At 71.8% G+C, this 22,314-nt stretch carries 20 protein-coding genes; 11 read left to right on the plus strand and 9 right to left on the minus strand.

Features of this window, described 5'->3' with window-relative positions; genetic code table 11:
• Window positions 1-35 precede the first annotated feature (35 nt).
• The 4 genes from ACH4MY_RS04090 to ACH4MY_RS04105 all read left to right on the plus strand — a co-directional run bounded on the left by ACH4MY_RS04090 (window position 36) and on the right by ACH4MY_RS04105 (window position 4,668).
• Window positions 36-869, plus strand: coding sequence for a TIM barrel protein (locus ACH4MY_RS04090; protein WP_397997114.1), 834 nt, complete (start codon window positions 36-38; stop codon window positions 867-869).
• A gap of 83 nt (window positions 870-952) precedes the next feature.
• A complete protein-coding gene (locus ACH4MY_RS04095) occupies window positions 953-1,843 on the plus strand; it encodes a 2-hydroxy-3-oxopropionate reductase (protein ID WP_397997117.1) in 891 nt (296 codons plus the stop codon).
• A 188-nt stretch (window positions 1,844-2,031) separates the two neighbouring features.
• Complete coding sequence (locus ACH4MY_RS04100; RefSeq protein ID WP_397997120.1) at window positions 2,032-3,489, plus strand: catalase; 1,458 nt, start codon at window positions 2,032-2,034, stop codon at window positions 3,487-3,489.
• A gap of 513 nt (window positions 3,490-4,002) precedes the next feature.
• Window positions 4,003-4,668, plus strand: coding sequence for an HNH endonuclease (locus tag ACH4MY_RS04105; protein WP_397997122.1), 666 nt, complete (start codon window positions 4,003-4,005; stop codon window positions 4,666-4,668).
• Here the strand turns inward: ACH4MY_RS04105 and ACH4MY_RS04110 are convergent.
• Window positions 4,604-5,902, minus strand: a complete 1,299-nt coding sequence (locus tag ACH4MY_RS04110) for an MFS transporter (RefSeq protein WP_397997124.1) — start codon at window positions 5,900-5,902, stop codon at window positions 4,604-4,606. The two genes, ACH4MY_RS04105 and ACH4MY_RS04110, sit on opposite strands and share 65 nt — an antisense overlap.
• 75 nt (window positions 5,903-5,977) lie before the next feature.
• Here ACH4MY_RS04110 and ACH4MY_RS04115 point away from each other — a divergent pair, with 75 nt between their 5' ends.
• A complete protein-coding gene (locus tag ACH4MY_RS04115) occupies window positions 5,978-6,949 on the plus strand; it encodes an ArsR family transcriptional regulator (RefSeq protein ID WP_397997127.1) in 972 nt (323 codons plus the stop codon).
• A 73-nt stretch (window positions 6,950-7,022) separates the two neighbouring features.
• Here ACH4MY_RS04115 and gcl read toward each other — a convergent pair whose 3' ends face one another.
• The gene (gcl, locus tag ACH4MY_RS04120; RefSeq protein ID WP_397997418.1) at window positions 7,023-8,801 is read right to left on the minus strand and encodes a glyoxylate carboligase; all 1,779 of its coding nucleotides are present in this window, start codon (window positions 8,799-8,801) and stop codon (window positions 7,023-7,025) included.
• Between the two features lie 1,262 nt (window positions 8,802-10,063).
• On the opposite strand from gcl, the gene ACH4MY_RS04125 reads away from it, so the two are divergent.
• The 3 genes from ACH4MY_RS04125 (at window position 10,064) to ACH4MY_RS04135 (ending at window position 12,330) form a co-directional block, all read left to right on the plus strand.
• Window positions 10,064-10,831 (plus strand): hypothetical protein, encoded by a 768-nt coding sequence (locus ACH4MY_RS04125; RefSeq protein ID WP_397997130.1) that lies wholly within the window; start codon window positions 10,064-10,066, stop codon window positions 10,829-10,831.
• Window positions 10,832-10,964: 133 nt separating this feature from the next.
• The gene (locus ACH4MY_RS04130; protein ID WP_397997133.1) at window positions 10,965-11,765 is read left to right on the plus strand and encodes a TIGR04222 domain-containing membrane protein; all 801 of its coding nucleotides are present in this window, start codon (window positions 10,965-10,967) and stop codon (window positions 11,763-11,765) included.
• 19 nt (window positions 11,766-11,784) lie between these two features.
• Window positions 11,785-12,330 (plus strand): GNAT family N-acetyltransferase, encoded by a 546-nt coding sequence (locus tag ACH4MY_RS04135; RefSeq protein ID WP_397997135.1) that lies wholly within the window; start codon window positions 11,785-11,787, stop codon window positions 12,328-12,330.
• 80 nt (window positions 12,331-12,410) lie between these two features.
• On the opposite strand, the gene ACH4MY_RS04140 is transcribed toward ACH4MY_RS04135, so the two are convergent.
• Together ACH4MY_RS04140 and ACH4MY_RS04145 are read right to left on the minus strand one after the other, a co-directional pair.
• Window positions 12,411-14,015 (minus strand): AMP-binding protein, encoded by a 1,605-nt coding sequence (locus ACH4MY_RS04140; RefSeq protein ID WP_397997138.1) that lies wholly within the window; start codon window positions 14,013-14,015, stop codon window positions 12,411-12,413.
• A complete protein-coding gene (locus tag ACH4MY_RS04145; RefSeq protein ID WP_397997420.1) occupies window positions 14,012-15,688 on the minus strand; it encodes an AMP-binding protein in 1,677 nt (558 codons plus the stop codon). Before ACH4MY_RS04145 ends, ACH4MY_RS04140 begins: the two co-directional genes overlap by 4 nt.
• Before the next feature lie 112 nt (window positions 15,689-15,800).
• On the opposite strand from ACH4MY_RS04145, the gene ACH4MY_RS04150 reads away from it, so the two are divergent.
• Complete coding sequence (locus ACH4MY_RS04150) at window positions 15,801-16,604, plus strand: response regulator transcription factor (protein ID WP_397997423.1); 804 nt, start codon at window positions 15,801-15,803, stop codon at window positions 16,602-16,604.
• 70 nt (window positions 16,605-16,674) lie between these two features.
• On the opposite strand, the gene ACH4MY_RS04155 is transcribed toward ACH4MY_RS04150, so the two are convergent.
• Window positions 16,675-17,796 carry a winged helix DNA-binding domain-containing protein gene (locus ACH4MY_RS04155; protein WP_397997141.1) on the minus strand — a complete coding sequence of 374 codons (1,122 nt, stop codon included), beginning with the start codon at window positions 17,794-17,796 and terminating at the stop codon, window positions 16,675-16,677.
• Between the two features lie 254 nt (window positions 17,797-18,050).
• On the opposite strand from ACH4MY_RS04155, the gene ACH4MY_RS04160 reads away from it, so the two are divergent.
• Window positions 18,051-19,157: a magnesium and cobalt transport protein CorA gene (locus ACH4MY_RS04160; protein WP_397997143.1), complete on the plus strand. Its 1,107-nt coding sequence runs from the start codon at window positions 18,051-18,053 to the stop codon at window positions 19,155-19,157.
• Window positions 19,158-19,510: 353 nt separating this feature from the next.
• Window positions 19,511-19,927, plus strand: a complete 417-nt coding sequence (locus ACH4MY_RS04165) for a hypothetical protein (RefSeq protein ID WP_397997146.1) — start codon at window positions 19,511-19,513, stop codon at window positions 19,925-19,927.
• 57 nt (window positions 19,928-19,984) lie between these two features.
• Here the strand turns inward: ACH4MY_RS04165 and ACH4MY_RS04170 are convergent, their stop codons facing one another.
• The 4 genes from ACH4MY_RS04170 to ACH4MY_RS04185 form a co-directional block, all read right to left on the minus strand.
• On the minus strand, window positions 19,985-20,326 hold the full coding sequence (locus tag ACH4MY_RS04170; protein ID WP_397997148.1) for a hypothetical protein: 342 nt from the start codon (window positions 20,324-20,326) through the stop codon (window positions 19,985-19,987).
• Window positions 20,327-21,134: 808 nt separating this feature from the next.
• Window positions 21,135-21,572, minus strand: coding sequence for an NUDIX domain-containing protein (locus tag ACH4MY_RS04175; RefSeq protein WP_397997151.1), 438 nt, complete (start codon window positions 21,570-21,572; stop codon window positions 21,135-21,137).
• Window positions 21,573-21,602: 30 nt separating this feature from the next.
• Window positions 21,603-21,734, minus strand: coding sequence for a hypothetical protein (locus ACH4MY_RS04180; RefSeq protein WP_397997154.1), 132 nt, complete (start codon window positions 21,732-21,734; stop codon window positions 21,603-21,605).
• A 23-nt stretch (window positions 21,735-21,757) separates the two neighbouring features.
• Window positions 21,758-22,309 (minus strand): hypothetical protein, encoded by a 552-nt coding sequence (locus ACH4MY_RS04185; RefSeq protein ID WP_397997157.1) that lies wholly within the window; start codon window positions 22,307-22,309, stop codon window positions 21,758-21,760.
• Window positions 22,310-22,314: the final 5 nt, after the last annotated feature.

Here is a 22,314-nt window from a genome sequence, read left to right on the forward strand (position 1 = left end):
CTTACTTCCGCGATACGGAAGGAGCGCCGCCCCTCATGGGATTCACGGACCAGCGCTTCGATGTGAACCTGTCGATCCTCTTCACGGAACTCCCGCTCCTGGAGCGCCCCGCGGCCGCCGCCGCGGCGGGCTTCACCGCGGTCGAGCTGTGGTGGCCCTGGATCGACACCGCCACCCCCGAGCAGAGCGAGCTCGACGCCCTCAAGAAAGCCCTTGAGGACGCCGGCACCCAGCTGGTGGGCCTGAACTTCTACGCCGGACAGCTGCCCGGCCCCGACCGCGGAGCCCTCTCCGTACCCGGGGACGAGTCGGACCGCTTCCGCGCCAACATCGAGGTGGCCGCGGACTTCGCCGCCTCGGTCGGCTGCAAGGCGCTCAACGCGCTCTACGGCAACCGCGTCGAGGGCGTGGACCCCCAGATCCAGGACGCCCTGGCCCTGGAGAACCTGGTCCTGGCCGCCCGCGCGGCGGACCGGATCGGCGCGAACCTCCTCGTCGAGACCCTCAACAAGCCGGAGTCGCCGCTCTACCCGCTGGTGAGCGCCCCCTCCGCGATCGAGGTCATCGACAAGGTCAACGCGGCCACCGGGCTCGGCAACGCCAAGTTCCTCCTCGACATCTACCACCTGTCGATGAACGGCGAGGACGTCGGCCGGGTCATCGCCGAGTACGCGTCGAAGACCGGTCACGTCCAGATCGCGGACAACCCGGGCCGCGGCGCGCCGGGCACCGGCGACCTGCCGCTCGAACAGCTCCTCGACGAGCTGAAGAAGGCCGGTTACGAGGGCTGGATCGGCCTGGAGTACAAGGCCGCCGACGCCGCCGCGTCCTTCGAGTGGCTCCCGGCCGAGGCCCGACCCGCCCGCTGACCAGCCTCCCCGCTGACCGGCAGGCCGGCCGACCGCCGCCCCGCGACCCTCCCCCGTACGACCAGTTTTCGAGAGGCACCCTCATGAGCAACCTCCCCAAGATCGCGTGGATCGGCCTCGGCATCATGGGCTCCCCCATGTCCGAGAACCTGATCAAGGCGGGCTACTCCGTCACCGGCTTCACCCTGGAGCAGGACAAGCTGGACCGCCTCACCGCGGCCGGCGGCACCTCCGCCGCGTCGATCGCCGAGGCCGTCAAGGACGCCGACGTGATCATCACGATGGTGCCCGCCTCCCCGCACGTCGAGGCCATCTCCTACGGCCCCGAGGGCATCCTGGAGAATGCCCGGCAGGGCGCGCTGATCGTCGACATGTCCTCGATCACCCCGCAGACCTCGGTCGACCTGGCGAAGAACGCCAAGGAGAAGGGCATCCGCGTCATCGACGCGCCCGTCTCCGGTGGCGAGGCCGGCGCCATCGAGGCCGTGCTCTCGATCATGGTCGGTGGCGAGAAGGCCGACTTCGACGAAGCCCTGCCGATCCTGGAGGCCCTCGGCAAGACCATCGTCCTGTGCGGCCCGCACGGCTCCGGCCAGACGGTGAAGGCCGCCAACCAGCTGATCGTCGCGGTCAACATCCAGGCGTGCGCCGAGGCCGTGGTCTTCCTGGAGAAGTCCGGTGTGGACCTCGAGGCCGCCCTGGACGTCCTCAACGGCGGTCTGGCCGGCTCGACCGTGCTGACCCGCAAGAAGGACAACTTCCTGAAGCGGGACTTCAAGCCCGGCTTCCGGATCGACCTGCACCACAAGGACATGGGCATCGTCACCGACGCCGCCCGCAACGTCGGTGCGGCCCTCCCGGTCGGCGCGGTCGTCGCCCAGCTCGTGGCCTCGCTGCGCGCCCAGGGTGACGGCGGCCTGGACCACTCGGCCCTGCTGCGCGCCGTCGAGCGCCTCTCCGGCCAGCAGGTCTGACACAGCGCCCCCGTGAGCGGGGGCCCCAGATTTCCGGTCGGTGGCGTCGCTGACAACTGTCCTGTCGCGCCCAGGCGCCGCCACCGACCGGAACACCACACTTCCTTTTCAACAAACTGTTGACGTCACGTTCGAGCCGAATTTACGCTCCTCGGACCGTCAGCAGAGTTCCCGTACGGAAGGTCACGATGTCGAAGCGCGTGCTTACGACCGAGTCCGGCGCCCCCGTCGCCGACAACCAGAACTCCGCCACCGCCGGCGTCGGTGGCCCTCTCCTCCTCCAGGACCAGCACCTGCTGGAGAAGCTCGCGCGCTTCAACCGTGAGCGGATCCCGGAGCGCGTGGTCCACGCCCGCGGCTCCGGCGCGTACGGCTACTTCGAGGTGACCGACGACGTCACCGGCTTCACCAAGGCCGACTTCCTCGGCGAGGTCGGCAAGCGGACCGAGACGTTCATCCGCTTCTCCACCGTGGCCGACTCGCTCGGCGGCGCGGACGCCGTCCGTGACCCGCGCGGCTTCGCGCTGAAGTTCTACACCGAAGAGGGCAACTACGACCTCGTCGGCAACAACACCCCGGTGTTCTTCATCAAGGACCCGATCAAGTTCCCCGACTTCATCCACTCCCAGAAGCGCGACCCCTTCACGGGCAAGCAGGAGGCGGACAACGTCTGGGACTTCTGGGCCCACGCCCCCGAGGCCACCCACCAGATCACCTGGCTCATGGGCGACCGCGGCATCCCGGCCTCGTACCGTCACATGAACGGCTACGGCTCGCACACCTACCAGTGGACCAACGAGGCGGGCGAGGCCTTCTTCGTCAAGTACCACTTCAAGACGAACCAGGGCGTCCGCAGCCTCTCCGCCGACCAGGCCGCCGAGCTCGTCGGCAAGGACGCGAACTCGCACCAGACCGACCTGCTGCAGGCCATCGAGCGCGGTGTGAACCCCTCGTGGACCCTGTACGTCCAGGTCATGCCGGCCGCCGAGGCCGTGGACTACCGCTTCAACCCCTTCGACCTCACCAAGGTGTGGCCGCACAGCGACTACCCGCTGCAGCGCGTGGGCCGTCTGGTCCTCGACCGCAACCCGGACAACGTCTTCGCCGAGGTCGAGCAGGCCGCGTTCTCCCCGAACAACTTCGTCCCGGGCATCGGTCCCTCGCCGGACAAGATGCTCCAGGGCCGCCTCTTCGCCTACGCGGACGCCCACCGCTACCGCCTCGGTGTCAACCACACCCAGCTGCCGGTGAACGCCCCCAAGGCGACCGTGGCCGAGAACTACGGCCGGGACGGTCTCATGGCCACCCGCCAGGGCTCCCGCCACGACAAGAACTACGAGCCCAACTCGTACCAGGGCCCGGCCCAGACCGAAGCGGCGCTCTCCGCCCCGCTCGCGATCCACGGCTGGACCGGCACCCACGAGGCGCCGCAGCACACCAAGGACGACGACTTCTTCCAGGCCGGTGAGCTCTACCGCCTGATGTCCGAGGACGAGAAGAAGCGCCTGATCGCCAACATCGCCGGCGGTCTCTCCCAGGTGTCCCGCGAGGACGTCATCGAGAAGAACCTCGCGCACTTCGCCGCCGCCGACGCGGAGTACGGCAAGCGCGTGGCCGAGGCGGTCAACGCCCTGCGCGAGGACTGACCGACCAGCGACACCCAGACTGCGTACGACATCTGACGGGAGGTCAGTGTCGTACGTGGTCCGGATCACCGACCCGGATGAGGGGTGGCCGGCGATCCGGACAAGCGTGAGGACCGCGGCGGCGCCGAGCCAGTGCGGTGGTAAGGGCGCCGGTCCCCCTTCTTGACCTGAAAGAAGGAGACCACCGGCCGCCCGTCGGCACCGCCGCGGTCCCAACGCCCCCTCCCGAGCGATTCCCTCCCGAGGGGATCCCCCGAAGACTCCGCCCGGCGGCGCGAACGTCCTGTCGCGCCAGCCTCGTGCCGTCGGGCGGTCACAAGCCGAAGAGCGCGGAACCAGGTTTACGGTCCCTGGTTCCGCGCTCTTCTTCGTGTGCAAGGCCCCGGCCCGTACTGCGTCGTGCGGACGGCCCCGGGAGCGCATCGTTTCTGCGGTGAAGATCCGCACCCGCTCGGAGGAGCGCACCGCGATTCGGGTCCATGGGACCACGCCACCGGCGCTATCCACTCGTACATGATCAAGAACCTGACGCGCGGGCTCACCCCGCTCGTCCTGATCCTTTCCCCGCTGGCCGCCCCCTCCCCCGCCCTCTCCGCGAACGTGGTGATGCTGCCCGACGCGCTCGCGGAGCTCACCGAGGCGGCCGAGGACCCGGACGGCTTCCGGGTGAGCGCGTTCCCCCACTGGAACGCCGGCCTCGACCCGGCGGACGGCTGCGACACCCGCTCCGAGGTCCTGCTCGCCGAGGCCGTCGACGCGCCCGCGACCGGCGCGAACTGCGCGCTGACCGGGAGCCGCTGGACCTCGTACTACGACGGCCAGAACGTCTCCGACCCGGCCGCGCTCCACGTCGACCACCTCGTCCCGCTCGCGGAGGCCTGGGCGTCGGGGGCCTCCGGGTGGAGCGCGGCCCGGCGCGAACGGTTCGCGAACGACCAGGGCGCGGCGGCGACCCTCGTCGCGGTCACCACCCGCGGTCAGCGGGACAGGGCGGGGCGGGACCCGGCCGACTGGGTGCCCTCGGACGCCTCGCGGTACTGCCGCTACATCGGCGAGTGGGTGGCCACCAAGCTGCGCTGGGGCCTGTCCGCCGACAAGGACGAGGTGGAGGCGCTCAAGCTGTTCGCCGACGGTCCTTGCGAGGAGACCGTCGTGATCCGCTCGACGTCCCCCCACTGAGCGGCTCGGATCCGCGCCGCGGCGAGTCGGCCGGCTCGCCGTCGGCCCCGCGCTCGGCCCCGCGCTCGGCCCCGCGGTCGGCCTCGCGGTCGGCCCGGGCCAGACAGAACGTCACGGTGAGCGAGGCGAGGGCGAGCACCACCATCCCGGTCCGCGCCGACGTGTACTGGGCGAGGGTGCCGGCCAGCGCCGCGCTCACCCCCTGGAGGGCGAGCATCCCCGAGGTGTGCAGGCCGAGGGCGTGACCGCTCAGCTCCTCCGGCACCAGGGCCATCAGCCGCTCCTGGTGCAGGAGGCTCGCCCCGTACCCGGCCGCCGAGACCGTCACCGCGAGCAGCGCGACCGGCGGCGCCGGGTCCAGGGCGAACACCAGGAACGGGGCCGCGAGCAGCGCCTGGAGCGGGAAACGGATCCGGCCGCGCAGCCGTGCCGGGACGAAGCGGCCGATCACGGTGTCCCCGGCCAGCATCCCGAGCGCGGCACAGGCGAAGAGGAGCCCGGCGCGCTCGGGGGCGTACGGCACGAAGAGCGACTCGCAGCCCACGATCAGCCCGTTGGGCAGCCAGAGGGCGAGGTAGGTGCGCCGGCGCGCGGGCGAGGACAGCAGCCGGCGATTGGTGCGCCAGGTCTCGCCGACCGAGGCCCGGCCAGCGGCGCGCGGCGGGCGCGCCCCGAGACCGGCACGGGCGAGGAGCGCGGCGGCGAGGTAGAGACCGGCGCCCACGAGGACCGTGCCGCGCGGCGAGAACACGGCGATCAGGACTCCGCCGGCCGCGAAGCCGGCGATCTGGCAGACGCCCACGGACATGTTCGTCACCGAGCGGCCGAGGAGGTAGTCCTCCCGGGCGAGGATCTCGTTCAGGAGCCCGTGGCGCACCCCGCCGCCGAGCGAGGCCGCGAGCCCCTCGGCGAGGAGGACCGCGAAGACCGCCCAGGTCGGCAGCCCGGGGACCGCGAGGACGACGGTGCCCACGGCGAAGAAGAGCGCGATCCCGGCGATGGCGGCGCGCGGCGGCAGCCGGTCGGCGGCCGAGAGCAGGGTGGTCGCGCCGATCAGCTGGGCGAGCGAGGGCCCGAAGAGCGCGAGCGCGGAGAGGAGCGGGGAGCCGGTCGCGCGGTACACGAGCGTGGCGAGCCCCAGCCCGACGACCGTCTGGGCGGCGGTGTGGGCGGCGCCGGTGAGAAAGAGCGGGGTGAACTCGGGGGTACGGAAGAGGTCGCGGTAGCGGGGCATGCCGGGAGTCTCGGGGCGGGCCGACCGCCTCGGTACTGTTTCGCGGAGACGCGAAACGACGGAGGGGCGCGGGCCATGGGGTGGTGGCAGATCGGCACGGACTCGCTGGCCGGGAGCAGATTCCTCGTCTCGCCGCTCGCCGAGGCGACCGCGGCCCTGAAGACCCTGCACGCCGCGGTCGGCGCCCACCCGGGCGAACGCGCCTGGCTGGCCGCGCACCTGCCCGCGTACCGCGCGCGCCTCGCCGCCGAGCCGCTCGACGCGCTGCTCGTACGGGCCGCCATCGGGGCCACCTGGAACGCCGACTTCCTGACGCCGACGCCGACGGGAGAGCGCGAGCGGTCCTTCGAGGAGGAGGTCGCGGCCGTCCGCGGGGCCGAAGCAGCCCATGCCGTAACGCAGTTGGAGGTGGCGGTCGGCGGACCCGTACCGGAGCCGCTGCGGTCGGCGAGGGATCTGCCGCACCGGATGGCGGGCGTCCTGGAGTGGGTGTGGCGGGAGACGGTGCTCGCCGACTGGCCGCGCCGCCGCCGGGTCCTGGAAGCCGATGTGGTGGCGCGGACCGCCCTGTTGGGCCGGGGCGGCTGGGCGGCGGCGCTCGACGAGCTGTGCCCGGGGAAGATGCGCTGGCTGGGCGACGGACGGCTGCAGGTCAACCCCCGCGCGTATCCGCCGAGACGGGTCGGCGGCGGCCGGCTGTTCTTCGTCCCCGTGACGCCCGGCCGGGGCTGGGTCTCCTGGGAGGGCTCCGAACGGTTCGCGATCGTCTACCCGTGCTCCGGCGCCCTGACGGACGCGACGGGCCCCGTGGTGCCCGAGGCGCTCGGGACGCTGCTCGGCGGAGCGCGCGCCGGGGTCCTCGTGCGGCTCGAATCCCCCAAGTCCACCAGTCAGCTGGTGGCACTCACCGGTCAGGGCCTCGGGTCGGTGGGACGGCATCTGAAGGTGCTGCTCGACGCCGGTCTCGTACGGCGGGGACGGGCGGGCCGGTCGGTGCTGTACGAGTGGACGGAGGCGGGCGCGGTGCTCGTACGGGCGCAGCGCTGACGGGAGCGCGGGCGCACGGAACGGCCCCCGCCCCGGTGCTCCTCGGGGCGGGGGCCGTGTCAGGGCTCCCGGATCAGACCTTGAGGGCCTTGATCGCGGTCGGCGCGTGGCCGGGCTCGGTGGCCAGCTCCTCGAACTCGGTGACATCGCTCATGTCGACCGTCTTGCTCATCGCGATGTTGGTGATGCGCTCCAGGATGGCCTCGACGACGACCGGGACCTGGTGCTCGACGGCCAGCTTCTTGGCCTCCTCGAACGCCTCGCCCAGCTTGTCGGGGTCGGTGACGCGGATCGCCTTGACGCCGAGGCCCTCGGCGACCTTGACGTGGTCGACGCCGTAGACGCCGATCTCCGGGGTGTTGATGTTCTCGAACTCGAGGTTGACCTCGAAGTTGATCCCCAGACCGCCCTGCGCCTGACGGATCAGGCCCAGGTAGGCGTTGTTCACCAGGACGTGGACGTAGGGGACCTTGTGCTGGGCGGCGACCGCCAGCTCCTCGATCATGAACTGGAAGTCGTAGTCGCCCGAGATGGCGACGATCGGGGTCTCCGGGTCCGCGGTGGCGGCACCGATGGCGGCCGGGATGGTCCAGCCGAGCGGGCCGGCCTGGCCGCAATTGATCCAGTTGCGCGGCTTGTAGACGTGCAGGAACTGGGCCGCGGCGATCTGGGAGAGACCGATGGTGGTGACGTAGCGGGTCTCCGGGCCGAAGGCCTTGTTCATCTCCTCGTAGACGCGCTGCGGCTTCAGGGGGATGTTGTCGAAGTGCGTACGGCGCTGCAGGGTCGCCTTGCGCTCCTGCCCGGAGGCGGCCCAGGCGGAGAAGTCAGGGAGCCTGCCGTCGGCCTTGAGCTCCTTGGCGATCTCGACGAAGAGCTCCAGCGCGGCCTTGGCGTCGGAGGCGAAGCCGAAGTCCGGGGCGAAGATCTTGCCGATCTGGGTGGGCTCGATGTCGACGTGGACGAACTTCCGGCCCTTGGTGTACGCGTCCAGGTTGTAACCGGTGTGACGGTTGGCCCAGCGGTTGCCGATACCGAGGACGAAGTCCGACTCCAGGAAGGTCGCGTTGCCGTAGCGGTGCGCGGTCTGGACACCGACCATGCCGGCGGCCAGCTCGTGGTCGTCGGGGATGGCGCCCCAGCCCATCAGGGTGGAGATGACCGGGATGTTGGTCAGCTCGGCAAACTCGACCAGCAGGTCGGAGGCGTCGGCGTTGATGATGCCGCCGCCGGCGACGATCAGCGGGCGCTCGGACTCCAGGAGGAAGTTCAGCGCCTTCTCGGCCTGGGCGCGGGTGGCGCGCGGCTTGTAGACCGGCAGCGGCTCGTAGGTCTCCGGGTCGAACTCGATCTCGGTCAGCTGGACGTCGATCGGCAGGTCGATGAGGACCGGGCCGGGACGGCCGGAGCGCATCAGGTGGAAGGCCTCCTGGAAGACGCCCGGGACCTGCGCGGCCTCCAGGACCGTGGTGGCCTTCTTGGTGACCGGCTTGGCGATCGAGGCGATGTCGACGGCCTGGAAGTCCTCCTTGTGGAGCTTCGAGACCGGGGCCTGGCCGGTGATGCAGAGGATCGGGATCGAGTCGGCGATCGCCGAGTACAGGCCGGTGATCATGTCGGTGCCGGCCGGGCCGGAGGTACCGATGCAGACACCGATGTTGCCGGCCTTGGCACGGGTGTAGCCCTCGGCCATGTGGGACGCGCCCTCGACGTGGCGGGCCAGCGTGTGGCCGATGCCGCCGACGTTCTTGAGCTCGCGGTAGAACGGGTTGATCGCCGCGCCGGGCACGCCGAACGCGGTGGTGACGCCTTCGCGCTTGAGGATCTCAACGGCCGCTGCGGCGGCGGTCATACGAGGCATGGGAGTGCTCCTGCTTCGGCCGGGCGGATCCAAGCCCACCGGTCGGCTCAGGACCCCGGGGCGGCTTGTTTCCGTAATGCGGAAATACTGTTCTGCTATACGGAAGCAATGTAGGTCGGGCTCTGGAGAACCGTCAAGAGAAGTCCGCGCTGCGGGATCACGGAAGTGGCCGAACACCCTCCCCCGAGGCAGCCGATGGGTGGACGATGGGACCGAACGACAGGGGGTTGGTTGTGGGCGAGTCGGTACCGGTGCGCTGCCCGGAATGCCTGCGCACGCAGGCATACGCGGCACCCGTCTTCCCCTGCGCCTGCGGAAGCCCGGTGGCGCCACCGGTCACGGCGGGCGCCACGGCGGAACCCATCACCCACCGGAACTGGACGGATGAATGGGTCACCGTCCGCTGCGGCGCCTGCGGCCGCGAGGACGACTGGCCCCACCCGGAACTGGGCTGCACGTGCGGAACGGTCCTGCGGGTACCGGTCCGGGCCGTGGACGCGGAGGCCTCGGCGGCCGGCCCGACGGATGGTGCGGCCGGTGAGCCGGGGCCCTTCGGTACGGCAGGGGGTCCGGCCGGTGCGCCGGGACACTTCGGCACGACAGCGGGAACCGGACAGCCGGGCCGGGACACGGCACCGGGCGGCCCCGGCCACCTTGATGACCCGGCGCCCCGCGCGCCCGGGACGGGCGGCGCGGCGGCGGGCTCCGGCGGAACGGCCGGGTCGTGGCCGGAAGCGGATGCGGCCTGGCCCGGTACGGGCAGAAGCAGGGGTACGGGTACGGCCGGGCCGGGCGTGAGCGGGCCCGACACGAGCGGCCCCCGTGCGGGCACGTCCGGCGGGAGCGGAGCGGAGGGCGGCGCTCACGGCGCGGAGGGGTCCGCCTCGGGCACGGAGGGGTCTGCCCCAGGTAGGGCACCGTCCTCCCCCGCCGGCCCGTCCGCCACTGGCCCCACCTCGCCCTCCCTCTCCGACCCCTCCGCCGCAGGCGGGCCCTGCCCGCCCGGGACGGACGGCACCGCCGGTACGGCACACCCCCGGGCGGTCGAGCGCGGCTCGGCGTGGTTCGGCGCGGGCCCCTCGGCACCACGCGGCGCAGCCGCGTCCGGGTACGGCCCGGCCGATGCCGACTCGGGCGACCCCCGCGCGGACGGGCGAGACGCCGACGCACCCCGTACCGACACACCCCGCATCGGCCCGGCCACACCGCCTGGCGGCACCGGCCTCGGTGCCTGGGGGACGGCACCCGGGGCCGTGGGACCTGGGACCGGCGGGGCGGAAGCGGGTCCCGGCACCTCGGGTACGGACCCCGGCAGCTCGGGCACGGGTCCCGGCAGCCTCGGATACGCCTCCGGCACCTCGGGCACGGGTCCCGACGGTCCCGGGCACGGCTCCGGCACCCCGGGCACGGGTCCCGACGGTCCCGAAGACGGCCCCGGCACCCCGGGTACAGGTGGCGGCAGCCCCGGCGGCCCCGGACGCGATCCCGGTGCCGCCGGCCCGGCTTTCGGTCCCGTTCCCCGGCCCGCCGGTCACCGTCGCCCCGCGACCCCGCCCCGCCCGGGCGCGCACCGTACGTTCGCCGAGCGGTACCCCTCCCACATCCCGCTGCCGCCCACCGCCCCGCGCCCGGCTCCGGTGCGCGGGACCTTCCGGCCGCTGACGATCCGGACGGCGCGGGACGCGGTCGCCGCGGCGGCCGGGTATCTGCGGTGGCTGGGCTTCCGGGATGTCGTGCAGCCCGAGGAGCGCCCCGCGTCGGGGGTGGATCTGCGGGCGCCCGGGCTCGTCGCCCAGGTCGACCCGAGCACCCGGCCGACCGGGCTGCGGGCCGTCGAGTGCCTGTGGCTGAACGGGCTGAGCACCTCCTCGGTGAGCGTGTGCTTCTCGCTCGCCGGCTACACCCCGGAGGCCCGTTCGCGGGCCGCCGAGGTCGGGCTGCCGCTCTTCGTCCTCGACCTGACCGGCACCCCGCAGCCGGTGAACACCGCCGCCGACGACCTGGCCTCGGGCGGCGCCTGAGCCGCCGGGCGGCGCGGCGGCGCGGCCACGGGGCCGGAACCGTACCGCGCACAACACCTCGGCATCCGAATCCGGCCATTCACGCGTGACGATCACGCTCTCCCGGGCACAACACCCTCGGGGGGTGGGCGTCATGCCGACGGGGATGTGGTGGTTCATCGGAGCGGCCTGCGGGCAACTGCTGTTCGCCGCCGTGTTGTTGCGAACCCGCAGCAAGGAAAGCGAAGGGCCGCGTCCGGACGACGTACCGCAGCCGCAGGCCCTGGCGCTGCTGCGGGGCGGGCGGCGGGCGGCCGTCATAGTGGCGCTCGTGGCGCTGCATCAGCGCGGCGCGGTCGCCGCGGGCCGCAAACATACGATTCGGGCCAACGGTGGGCCCGGCCGCACCCGGGACCCCGTACAGCTGGGAGTTCACGGGGCGCTGCACCGGGCCTTCGCGTTGCGGGACCTCGCGGTGCGCCCCGAGGCGCGGCGGGCGGTGGACGCGCTGCGCCACGAGCTCCACGGAGCGGGGCTGCTGCGGCCGCCGGTACGGCTGTGGGCGGCGAGGGCGCTGCTCGGCTGCGTACCGCTGACGGTGTCGGTGGGGGCGTACGCGACGGGGGCGTCCGGTGCGGGTCTGGCGGGGACGCTCGCGGTGGGCGCCGTTCCGGTGCTGGTGGCGGTGGTGCTGCTGAGGCTGCCGCCGGCCACCCGGACGGCGCGGCGGCTCCTCGCGGGTCTGCGGGAGCGGTACCCGCTGCCGGTGCATCGGCGCGAGGTGACGGACGGACGGCTGGTCCAGCTGTACGTGGCGCTGTACGGCGATCCGGCGCTCGCTCTCTTCCTGCCCCGGTTCTCGCGGGACGGCGGGCTCCTGGACCGGCCCGGGGAGGTGGATCCGAACCGGCCGCCGCAGGAGCGCGGTCCGTTCACGGGCGGCGCCGCGGGGTGAGGCCGCGCCATACTGTCGTATGCGCATCAGAGCGGCCGCTCCGGCCGAACTCCCGCTGCTCCAGGACATCGAACGGGCGGCGGGCGAGCCGTTCCGTACCCTCGGCATGGCGGCGATCGCCGACGACGACCCGCTGCCCCTGGACGTCCTGGAGTCCTATCGCTGTGCGGGCCGGGCGTGGGTGGCGGTGGACGCCTCCGACCGTCCGGTCGCGTACCTCCTGAACGACACGGTCGACGGTGCCGCCCACATCGAGCAGGTCTCGGTGCATCCGGACGCCGCCCGCCGGGGCGTCGGCCGGGCGTTGATCGAGCATCTGGCGGCGGCGGCCGGGGAGCAGGGCCTGGCGGCGCTGACCCTGACGACGTTCGCCGAGGTGCCGTGGAACGCCCCGTACTACGCACGGCTCGGCTTCCGCCCGCTCGACGAATCCGACCCGGCGCTCACGGAGGGCCTGCGGGCGATCAGCCGCGCGGAGGCCGACCACGGCCTCTCGGTCTGGCCGCGCGTCTGCATGCGCCGGGAGGTGGAGAGCAGCGTCCGGCTGACCCCTCTCGTCCCGTAGCCCCGGGGAGAGGGGAGACCGGGCCGCCGGGCTGCGCGGACCGTTCGCGTCGCCCTCCCGCGCCGCCGGGCCCGGCGGGCCTACTTCCCCTCCCCGTACCGCTGCCGCAGTTCCACCTTCCGCACCTTGCCGCTCACCGTCATCGGGAACTCGGCGAGGATCTCCACCCTGCGCGGGATCTTGTAGTGGGCGAGCCGGTCGCGGCAGAAGGCGGCGATGTCCTCCAGGGTGGGCGGGTCGGCCGGGTCGCGGGGGATGACGCAGGCCAGGATCTCCTCGCCGTAGCGCTCGTCGGGGACGCCGACGACCTGGACGTCGGCGATGCCGGGGTGCCCGTAGAGGAACTCCTCGATCTCGCGCGGGTAGACGTTCTCGCCGCCCCGGATGATCATGTCCTTGATCCGGCCGACGATCTGGACGTAGCCGTCCTCCCGCATCACCGCGAGGTCCCCGGTGTGCATCCAGCGGCCGGTGTCGATCGCCTCGGCGGTCTTCTCCGGCTCGTCCCAGTAGCCGAGCATGACGCTGTAGCCGCGGGTGCACAGCTCCCCCGCCGTGCCGCGCTCCACGGTGAGGCCGCTCGCCGGGTCGACGACCTTGACCTCGATGTGCGGCATGACCCGGCCGACCGTACCGGTCCTGCGCTCCAGGTCGTCGTCGCGGCGGGTCTGGGTGGAGACGGGTGAGGTCTCGGTCATGCCGTAACAGATCGACACCTCGGCCATGTTCATCTCGGCGACGACCCTCTTCATCACCTCCACCGGGCACGGCGACCCGGCCATGATGCCGGTGCGGAGGCTGGAGAGGTCGTACGCGCCGAAGTCGGGGAGGTTCAGCTCGGCGATGAACATCGTCGGCACTCCGTACAGCGAGGTGCAGCGCTCCTCCTGCACCGCCCGGAGCGTGGCCGCCGGGTCGAAGGAGGCCGCCGGGATCACCATGCAGGCGCCGTGCGAGGTGGCTGCCAGGTTCCCCATGACCATGCCGAAGCAGTGGTAGAAGGGCACCGGGATGCAGATCCGGTCCTGCTCGGAGTAGGCGATCATCTCGCCCACGAAGTAGCCGTTGTTGAGGATGTTGTGGTGGGAGAGGGTGGCCCCCTTGGGGAAGCCCGTCGTCCCCGAGGTGTACTGGATGTTGACGGGTTCGTCGCAGGAGAGCTCCTCGGGGCGCAGCTCGCCGGGTGTACGGGTGAGGAACGCGTCCCAGCCCGGGTCCCCGAAGTAGACCGCCTCACTCAACTCCGGGCATTCCGCGCGGACTTCCTCGACCATCGCCCGGTAGTCGCTCGTCTTGTGGGCGAGCGAGGCGAAGAGCAGCGTGATCCCCGCCTGGTTGAGGACGTACGCCAACTCGTGCGATCGGTAGGCGGGGTTGATGTTGACCATGACGGCGCCGATGCGGGCGGTGGCGTACTGCACGAGGACCCACTCGGCGCAGTTGACCGCCCAGACGCCGACCCGGTCGCCCTTGCGGACCCCGCTGCCGAGGAGGGAGCCGGCCAGCCGGTCGACGTCCGCGCCGAACTCGGCGTACGTCCAGCGGCGGCCGGAGGGAAGGTCGACGAGCGCCTCACGGCCGGGCCACGCGGCGACGGCCCGGTCGAGGTTGGCGCCGATGGTGTCGCCCAGGAGGGCGGTGGTGGACACCCCGTGGGCGTACGAGAGCTCCTTGGGCGCGTTCACGCGAGGTCCCCTTCCGTGAACTCCGTACCGCCGCCCTCCGCCGTCAGCCGGCGCAGTTCCACCCGCCGGATCTTGCCCGACACGGTCTTGGGCAGCTCCGCGAACTCGATGCGCCGGACCCGCTTGTACGGGGCCAGGACCGCGCGCGAGTGGGCGAAGAGGATCTTCGCGGTCTCCGCGTCGGGCTCCCAGCCCGCCGCGAGCACGACGTACGCCTTCGGGACGGCGAGCCGCAGGGGGTCGGGAGCCGGGACGACGGCCGCCTCGGCGACGGCCTCGTGCTCCAGGAGGGCGCTCTCCAGCTCGAAGGGGCTGATCTTGTAGTCGGAGGCCTTGAAGACGTCGTCGGCGCGCCCGACATAGGTGATGTAGCCGTCCGCGTCCCGGGAGCCGATGTCGCCGGTGCGGTAGTAGCCGCCGGCCATCGCCTCCGCCGTACGCTCGGGATCGCCGTGGTAGCCGGTCATCAGGCCCACCGGATGGGTGGAGAGGTCGAGACAGATCTCGCCCTCCTCCACGCCCGGCGTGCCGCTCACCGGGTCGACGAGGACGACCCGGAAGCCGGGGCTCGGGCGCCCCATCGAGCCTTCCTTGAGTCGCTGACCAGGACTGTTGGAGACCTGGACGGCGGTCTCGGTCTGACCGAAACCGTCCCGGACGGTGACGCCCCAGGCGCGCCGCACCGACTCGATGACCTCGGGGTTGAGCGGTTCGCCGGCGGCGACGACCTCGCGCGGCGGGGTCTTCAGCCGGCCCAGGTCGGCCTGGATCAGCATCCGCCACACGGTCGGCGGGGCGCAGAAGCTGGTGACGCCGTTCCGGTCCATCTCGTCCATCAGCCGGGCCGGGTCGAAACGCGTGTAGTTGTGGATGAAGACGGTCGCCTCCGCGTTCCACGGGGCGAAGAGGTTCGACCAGGCGTGCTTGGCCCAGCCGGGCGAGGAGATGTTGAGGTGCACGTCGCCCGGCTTGAGACCGATCCAGTACATCGTCGAGAGGTGCCCGACCGGGTACGAGGTGTGGGTCTGCTCGACCAGCTTGGGGCGGGCGGTGGTGCCGGAGGTGAAGTACAGCATCAGGGTGTCGTCGGCGAGCGTGGCGCCGTCGGGCTCGAACACCTCCGACGCGTCGGCGGAGAGCTCGTACCCCAGCCAGCTCACCCCGTCGCCGCCGACCGCGATCCGGGTGTACTCCCCGGGGACGTCGTCGAACTTGGCGGTGTCCTCGGCACGCACGATCACATGGCGGGCGCGGCCCCGCTCGACGCGGTCGCGCAGGTCGGCGGGGCCGAGGAGCGGGGTGGCGGGGATGACGACGGCGCGCAGCTTCATCGCGGCGAGGACGGTCTCCCAGAGCTCGACCTGGTTGCCCAGCATCACGATGATCCGGTCGCCCGCGCGCACGCCCTGGGCACGCAGCCAGTTCGCGACCCGGTTCGAGCGGGCGGACATCTCGGCGAAGGACACCTTCGTCTCGGAGCCGTCCTCCTCGACGAGGTGCAGCGCCGTCCGGTCGTTGCCCTCGGCGATGACGTCGAACCATTCGAGCGCCCAGTTGAAGCGGTCGGGACGGGGCCAGACGAAGCCCTCGTAGGCCGTCTCGTAGTCCTCGCGATGCTGGACCAGGAAGTCCCGGGCGGCCCGGAACCTCTCCGTCGCACTGGTCGCGCTCACAGCCGACATGCATCCTCCTCGTTGCGGGACCCGTCCAGGACATCGTGTAATCAGTGACCCAGGTCTCACTACCCCCGTTCGGGGGTGAAGGAGTGGTCCCGTGGCCGAGCAGATGGAAACGGTCGAGCTGCGCGCGGCGCTGCTGCGGCTGCGCCGCGGCAGCGGGCTGCCCGTGGTCTTCGGCGGACTCCTCCAGGAGGGGCGCGCGCTGCGCATCGCCGAGATGAGCGGAGCGGTGACGCCCGCGCTGCACGGACTCACCATCTCGGCGGGTTCCGGCCTGGGCGGGAAGTGCCTCGCCCTGTCGCGGCCGTGCGCGGTCACGGACTACCCCTCGGCCCGGCACATCACCCACGAGTACGACGGACCGGTCGCGGCGGAGGGGCTGCGCTCGGTCATCGCGGTGCCGGTCGTCGTACGGCGGAAGGTGCGCGGAGTGCTGTACGGGGCGCTGCGCGACGCGATGCCGATCGGCGAGCGGGTCTTCGACGCGGCGGTCTCGGCGGCCCGCGACATCGAGCAGGCCCTGGCCGTACGGGACGAGGTCCGGCAGCTCCTCGCGCCGGCGCCCTCGGGACCGTCCTGGGAGGAGGTCCGCCAGGCGTACGGGGAGCTGCGCGAACTGGCGCCCCGGGTCGCGGACGCGGAGCTGCGCCAACGGCTGCTCGCGGTCTGCGGCCGCCTGGAATCGGCCTCCGGCACCTCGGCCCCGGCTCCGGGGATCGCCCTGACGCCTCGGGAGACGGACGTCCTGGCGGCGGTCGCCTCCGGGGCGACGAACGCGAGGGCGGCGGCCCGCCTCGGCCTGCGCCCGGAGACCGTGAAGGGCTATCTGCGCTCGGCGATGCGGAAACTGGGCGCGCACACCCGCCTGGAGGCGGTGGTCGCGGCCCGACGGGCGGGGGCGCTGCCCTAGGGGCCTTTCCAGGCGCCGCCCTGCGCCGGGGTGCGCCGGGGGTGCGCCAGGGGTGCGCCTCCTGCTCCCCTTATCCCTCTCGGCCCTCCGCGTGGACGATGTCGTACGGGGTGTCCGACGGCGTCATGAGCCGGAGGGTCCGCTCGGCCTCCGCCGTGAGCGCGTCACGCTGGGCGCGCGTCACCCGCGCGAAGGGCTCGACGGTGAGCGTGGTGCGGTCCTTCTGCTCGTCGAGCCACCAGAGCCCGGCGAGGAAGCCGTCGAGGAGGAAGACGCGGTGGGCCTGGTTGCCGGTCCAGGTGCGGCCCCGGTGCTCGGCGGGGACGACGCGGCCGCGGTCGGCGTGCGACAGCAGCAGGTTGTCGAACTCGGGCAGGAAGCGGGGCGGGGCCGGGGTGTCCCCGTCCGGGCGGGGCGCGTCGGGCAGGTCGAAGAGTTCCGTGCCGGCCTCGTCCTGGAAGACGAGAAGCTCGGGACGCAGCCGCTCGAAGGCGGGCCGGAGCCGGGTGAGGCCGCACCAGGTCTGCATGTCCTTGACGGAGGCGGGGCCGAAGGCGCCGAGGTAGCGGAGCACGGTCTCGTCGAGGTCGGCGGCCTCCCGCTCCTGCCCGGGGAACCAGACGTCGGTGGTGGTGAGCGCGACCTGACCGCTGCGGCCCCAGAGGCCGCGCGGGGTGACCTGCACCATCACGAGCAGACAGCGGGCGGCGATGCCGAGCGACTGGGGGTCGGCGTCGGGCCACTCGGCCGAGAGACGCTCGCGCAGCTCCTTCGGGGTGCGGGGCCGCTCCTCGACGTACTCGGTCGCCAGCGCGGTGAGCCGGTCGAGGTCGACGCCTTCGAGCCCCTTGCGGAACATCTTGAGCTCCCGGTCGACGGCCCCGGCCTGGACGAGGCGGCGCAGGGCGTCGGCGTCACGGGCGGTGTGGGTGTGCACGGTGGACCGCAGGGAGACGATCCGCGCGACCCGCCGGGACTCCATGAGCTCGGACAGGTCCTCGGTCCGGAAGCCGTCGAGGCGGGCGGCGAGGGCGTAGTACGGCGGCTTGGTGTTCTGCGCCTGAAGGCCGAGGAGATGGCCGACGGCCTCGGTGACGCCCATCGGGGAGAGCCGCAGGAGCAGCTGGCGGTCGAGGGTCGCCCGGTTCAGGGCGCGGGGACCGAGCACGGGGTGGGTCGTCTTGAGGGCCATGAGAGGCACGCTACCGGGGCTTGCGGACAGATACGGTCCGCAAGCCCCGGGGAAGGGGCGGGTCGCAGGGACCAGAGCCCGCGCTGCGACCATTCACCCCATATATCCTGCCGAGGAACGCCCAGCCGCACCGCAGAGCCGCAGACCAACGGACCGGCGGCCCACAGAGCCCCGGACCCGCAGCCCCACCGCCGTACCTCCGTCCCACCGCCCCACCGCCCCACCGCCCCGCCGGAACCGAGGAGGTGCACGAGATGTCCGACCGACGCCCGCGCGCGGGGTGGCGCCGCCCCCTGGCGGAGCCGCCGGCGACCACGTCCCCGGAGCCACCGGCGGAACGCCCGAGCGTCGTCCAGGCGAGCCTCTACCGCGACGGCCGCCGCGTCTCCTCCCCCACCACCCTCGCGGAGACCTTCCGACAGCTGCGCGAACACCCGGACGGCATGGCGTGGATCGGCCTCCAGCGCCCGACCGAGGAGGAACTCCACTCCCTGGCAGCCGAGTTCGACCTCCACGAACTCGCCGTGGAGGACGCGATGGAGGCCCACCAGCGCCCGAAACTGGAACGGTACGGCGACACGCTCTTCGTGGTCCTCCGGGCCGCCCGCTACCTGGACGCCCAGGAGGAGGTCGACTTCGGCGAACTCCACATCTTCGTGGGCCCGGACTTCCTGATCACGGTCCGCCACGGCGCCGCTCCCGACCTGTCCACGGTCCGCCGCCGCATGGAGAAGGACCCGGAACTCCTCGCCCTGGGCCCGGAGGCGGTCCTGTACGCGATCCTGGACGCGGTGGTCGACGGCTACGCCCCGGTGGTGGCGGGCGTCCAGAACGACATCGACGAGATCGAGACGGAGGTCTTCGGCGGCGACCCGGCGGTCTCCCGCCGCATCTACGAACTCTCCCGGGAGATGGTCGAGTTCCAACGCGCCACGCGCCCCCTGGTGGGCATGCTCCACGGCCTGATGGCCGGCTTCGCCAAGTACGGCACGGACGAGGAACTCCAGCGCTACCTCCGCGACGTGGCGGACCACGTCACCCACACCAGCGAACGCGTCGACGGCTTCCGCCAGGCCCTCACGGACATCCTCACGGTCAACGCGACCCTGGTCACCCAACAACAGAACGCGGAGATGCGAGCGTTGGCGGAAGCGGGCTTCGAACAGAACGAGGAAATCAAGAAGATCTCCTCGTGGGCCGCGATTCTGTTTGCACCGACGCTGGTGGGAACGATCTACGGCATGAACTTCGACCACATGCCGGAGCTGCACTGGGCGGGCGGGTATCCGTTCGCGGTGGTGCTGATGGCGGTGGTGTGCGTGAGTCTGTACGTGGTCTTCAAGCGGAAGGACTGGCTGTAGCAACGCCTCGCTACCGCCTGATCACCTTCACAGGCGCGAACGCCTGGAAGAGGGTGTTCCGTACGCCTGGGGAGAATCTGGGGAGAACGCGCGACGCTGGGGAGTGAACGCCTGCCGCCCCCCGCTCGCAGTGCTGCGGCCACCACGGTCCCATAGGCAAGGCTGAGAGTCCGCCGTCACCGAGGGTGCCGGGCGAAGCCCTGCGGACCGCTCCCCGGATGCTGTTGACTTCCACGCGGGGCATCGCACACAGGGAGGGCCGGTTGGAACCGAGGAGTGCAGCGGCTGCGGGAAGGGACTTCCCGTACACCGCACATACGACGTGCTACATCGAGGTCCACGACGACGGCAGAGTGACACACGGGGCTGACCGTGCCACCTACGAACGAGCTCTGGCCGGCAGCTCACGGCTCTTCGCGGTCTGGCCAGGCGCGTGGTCCAGCCACCTGTTCGTGATCGACGACCTGGACGAGTACGCAAAGGCCCACGGCATCAAGCACGACGAGGGGCGGACCGGCCTCAAGGAACACACCCACGAGGTGCGGTGGGAGGAGACCTCGTACGGGAACGACAATCCCCGCAGCCCGTATCTGAGCATCGACGTCTCTCTGGACTGCGGCTGCACGATCCACAACCTCCGAACCTTCGCAGCCCAGATGAAGGCACAGAGCGGATGGGACGTCGCCACCAGCGTCGGCTGGGGCATCAGCAGTGGACCTGAGGGAACGAAGTACGGAATGCGGGTCCGCCGCAAGAGCCTCACCGGCTGAATCCTGCAGGCAGCCCAACGACAACGGGGGCACAGCGTGTGCCGTGCCCCCGCTCGCTCATGCCAAGGTGAGGTTTTCCGGGACGCACTCGGGGACGACGCCGAGCAGCGCGTCGACGACTGCCCTGCCCTTACCGCCAGCTTCGGGCATGAAGTGGGCGTAGTGGTCGAGGGTGATGGTCGGGCTGGAGTGGCCGAGCCATCGGGCGAGAGTGACCACGGACTCTCCGGCTTCGAGGATGATCGAGGCGTACGTGTGCCGGAGGGACTCCGGTCCGCCCCACGGCAGCTCGACCTCCACGGCCGGACACTGCAGGAAGTAGGCGGCCAGCTCTGCGGCGACCGAGCGGGGCATGCCGACGACGCGGGTCTTCCCACCCTTGGACAGAGTGAAGTGCAATCGGCCATCGAGCAGTTGAACCTGTCGTCGCACGCGGATGACGCCACGCTCTAAGTCGACGTCCTGCGGCGAGAGCCCTGGCGGGCGGTCGCAACTCCTTCCTCGGCCTCACCGACGAGGGCCACCGCATCGCGGACCCCTACAAGTCGCTGCAGTCCGGCGAACTCGGCATCGGCTTCGCGCTCACGCTCACCGAGCACATGCTGGGCAGCCGCTTCCCCGACCACTCGGTGACGATCGTCCCCGCCGACACGGCGTTACGCGCGGGCTGGGCCCTCACCAGCAGGGACAAGGGCGAGAAGGTGAAGTACCGCTATCGTCCCCAGTACTTCACTGAGGCCTGGCGGCCGGGCGAGCCGTCCCTCGTCACCCCCCTCGCCTGCACGGGCAACCACAGCGACTCCGCCAATCCGCCGAGTAGTTGGCCTCCGCCTCGGCCCACGCCGAAGCGGTCCACATCGGCGCGTGGAGCGAGACCCCCGGCCTGCCGTTCAGCACACAGCTCCCGACGGACGGCGGCACGATGACCGTCCACGCCCTCCAGGCACTCGGCGGCGGAGGTCGGCTGTCCCCGACGGAAGGCCGTGAGCCGAACCTGAACCCCCACCGTTCCAGTCGAACGTGATACCTGACATCCACCCGCCGACCGAGGGCCTGGTGGCACCGGAACCCGTACGGGGCTGCCACGTGCGGGCGAAGGACTACGCCTGGTTCCAGGAGTCACTGGCCCACACCCTGACCTCGGAAGGCCGCAGGGACCGGCTCATCTCAGAGCCGGTCCCGGCAGCAGGGCGACGTACGCGCAGGCTCAGAGCGATGTCTCGACTCCGAGGCTTCCGGCGCCGATGGCTCCCCGCAGCACGTGGGCGATCTCCTCGGGCTTGAGGTCGATGCCGTCGAGCCCCTCCAGGGTCAGTGGGACCTCCTCCAGCGCGTACTCGCCGCGGCCTTCGGCACTGAATTCGGGACCGGTGCGGTCGTCGAAGGACCAGGTCACGATGCGGGCGAGGTAGAAGAGCTGGCGCTCGTCGTCGGTCTCCATCGTGTGGAGGAGGCGGACGATGTCGGCCTTCCCCGCGATCTCCTCGTGGATCTCCCGGTGGAGGGCGGCCTCCCGGGACGCGTCACTGGGTTCGACGCCGCCGCCGGGCAGGACCCAGTACTCGGGGATGCCGGGCCTGGTACGGCGGATGACCAGCATCGTGTCGTCTTCGGTGACGAGGACGGCGCGGACTCGTTCGATCATTTCGGTTCGTCTCCTTGCTTGTTGACGGTCTCAGTGGAGCATCCAGTCGCCGTCGACGTGGACGGACTGCCCCGTGAAGAACGAGGCGGAGGGGCCCACGAGGCCGGCGTTGTTGACCAGGATGTCGACGGGCCCGATCTCGGTGCGGACGAGTTCGGCCATGGTCCGGACGGAGCCCGGGTCGGTCAGGTCGGCGTTGACTGCGATCCCGGGGGGCCCGCGCGTTCGACGCAGCCCGGCTTTCGCGGTGCTGTACGCGACGAGGTTCGTCCGGCCGGCGCGGGCGTTGACGCTGCCGATGCACTGCTCCGTTCACCGCGGTGGAGGTGAGGGGCCGGCGTGGTGGTGAAGAAGGTGTCGAGCGTCGTGTGCGGGTCCTGGCTCTCGGCGAGTTTGATCAGGACGAGCAGGAGGTCGTGTCCGGTCAGCCGGGAGGGCGGGATGACGCCAAGGATGGGCAGGGCGAGGCGGAAGGTGCGGGCGTACACGTCGGGCTGGTAGCGGGGGACGAGCCAGCCGCCCAGCGCCAGCAGGTACCAGATCAGGTTGGCTGCCTCGCCCGCAACGGTGTTGCGGCCGGCGAACTCGAAGTCGAGCCAGCACAGCGGGTCGGCGATGTTCGGTTCCGTGGGATCGCCCGGTGTCAGACCGGCGAGCCGACGGCGGTCGGGGGCCCAGCTGCAGGTCGCGCCGCATGTACCAGCGGTCCAGGCGGCCACCGGGACGGATGCGGTCAAGGTAG

It is taken from the genome of Streptomyces sp. NPDC017246 (assembly GCF_044331325.1).
GTDB lineage: Bacteria > Actinomycetota > Actinomycetes > Streptomycetales > Streptomycetaceae > Streptomyces.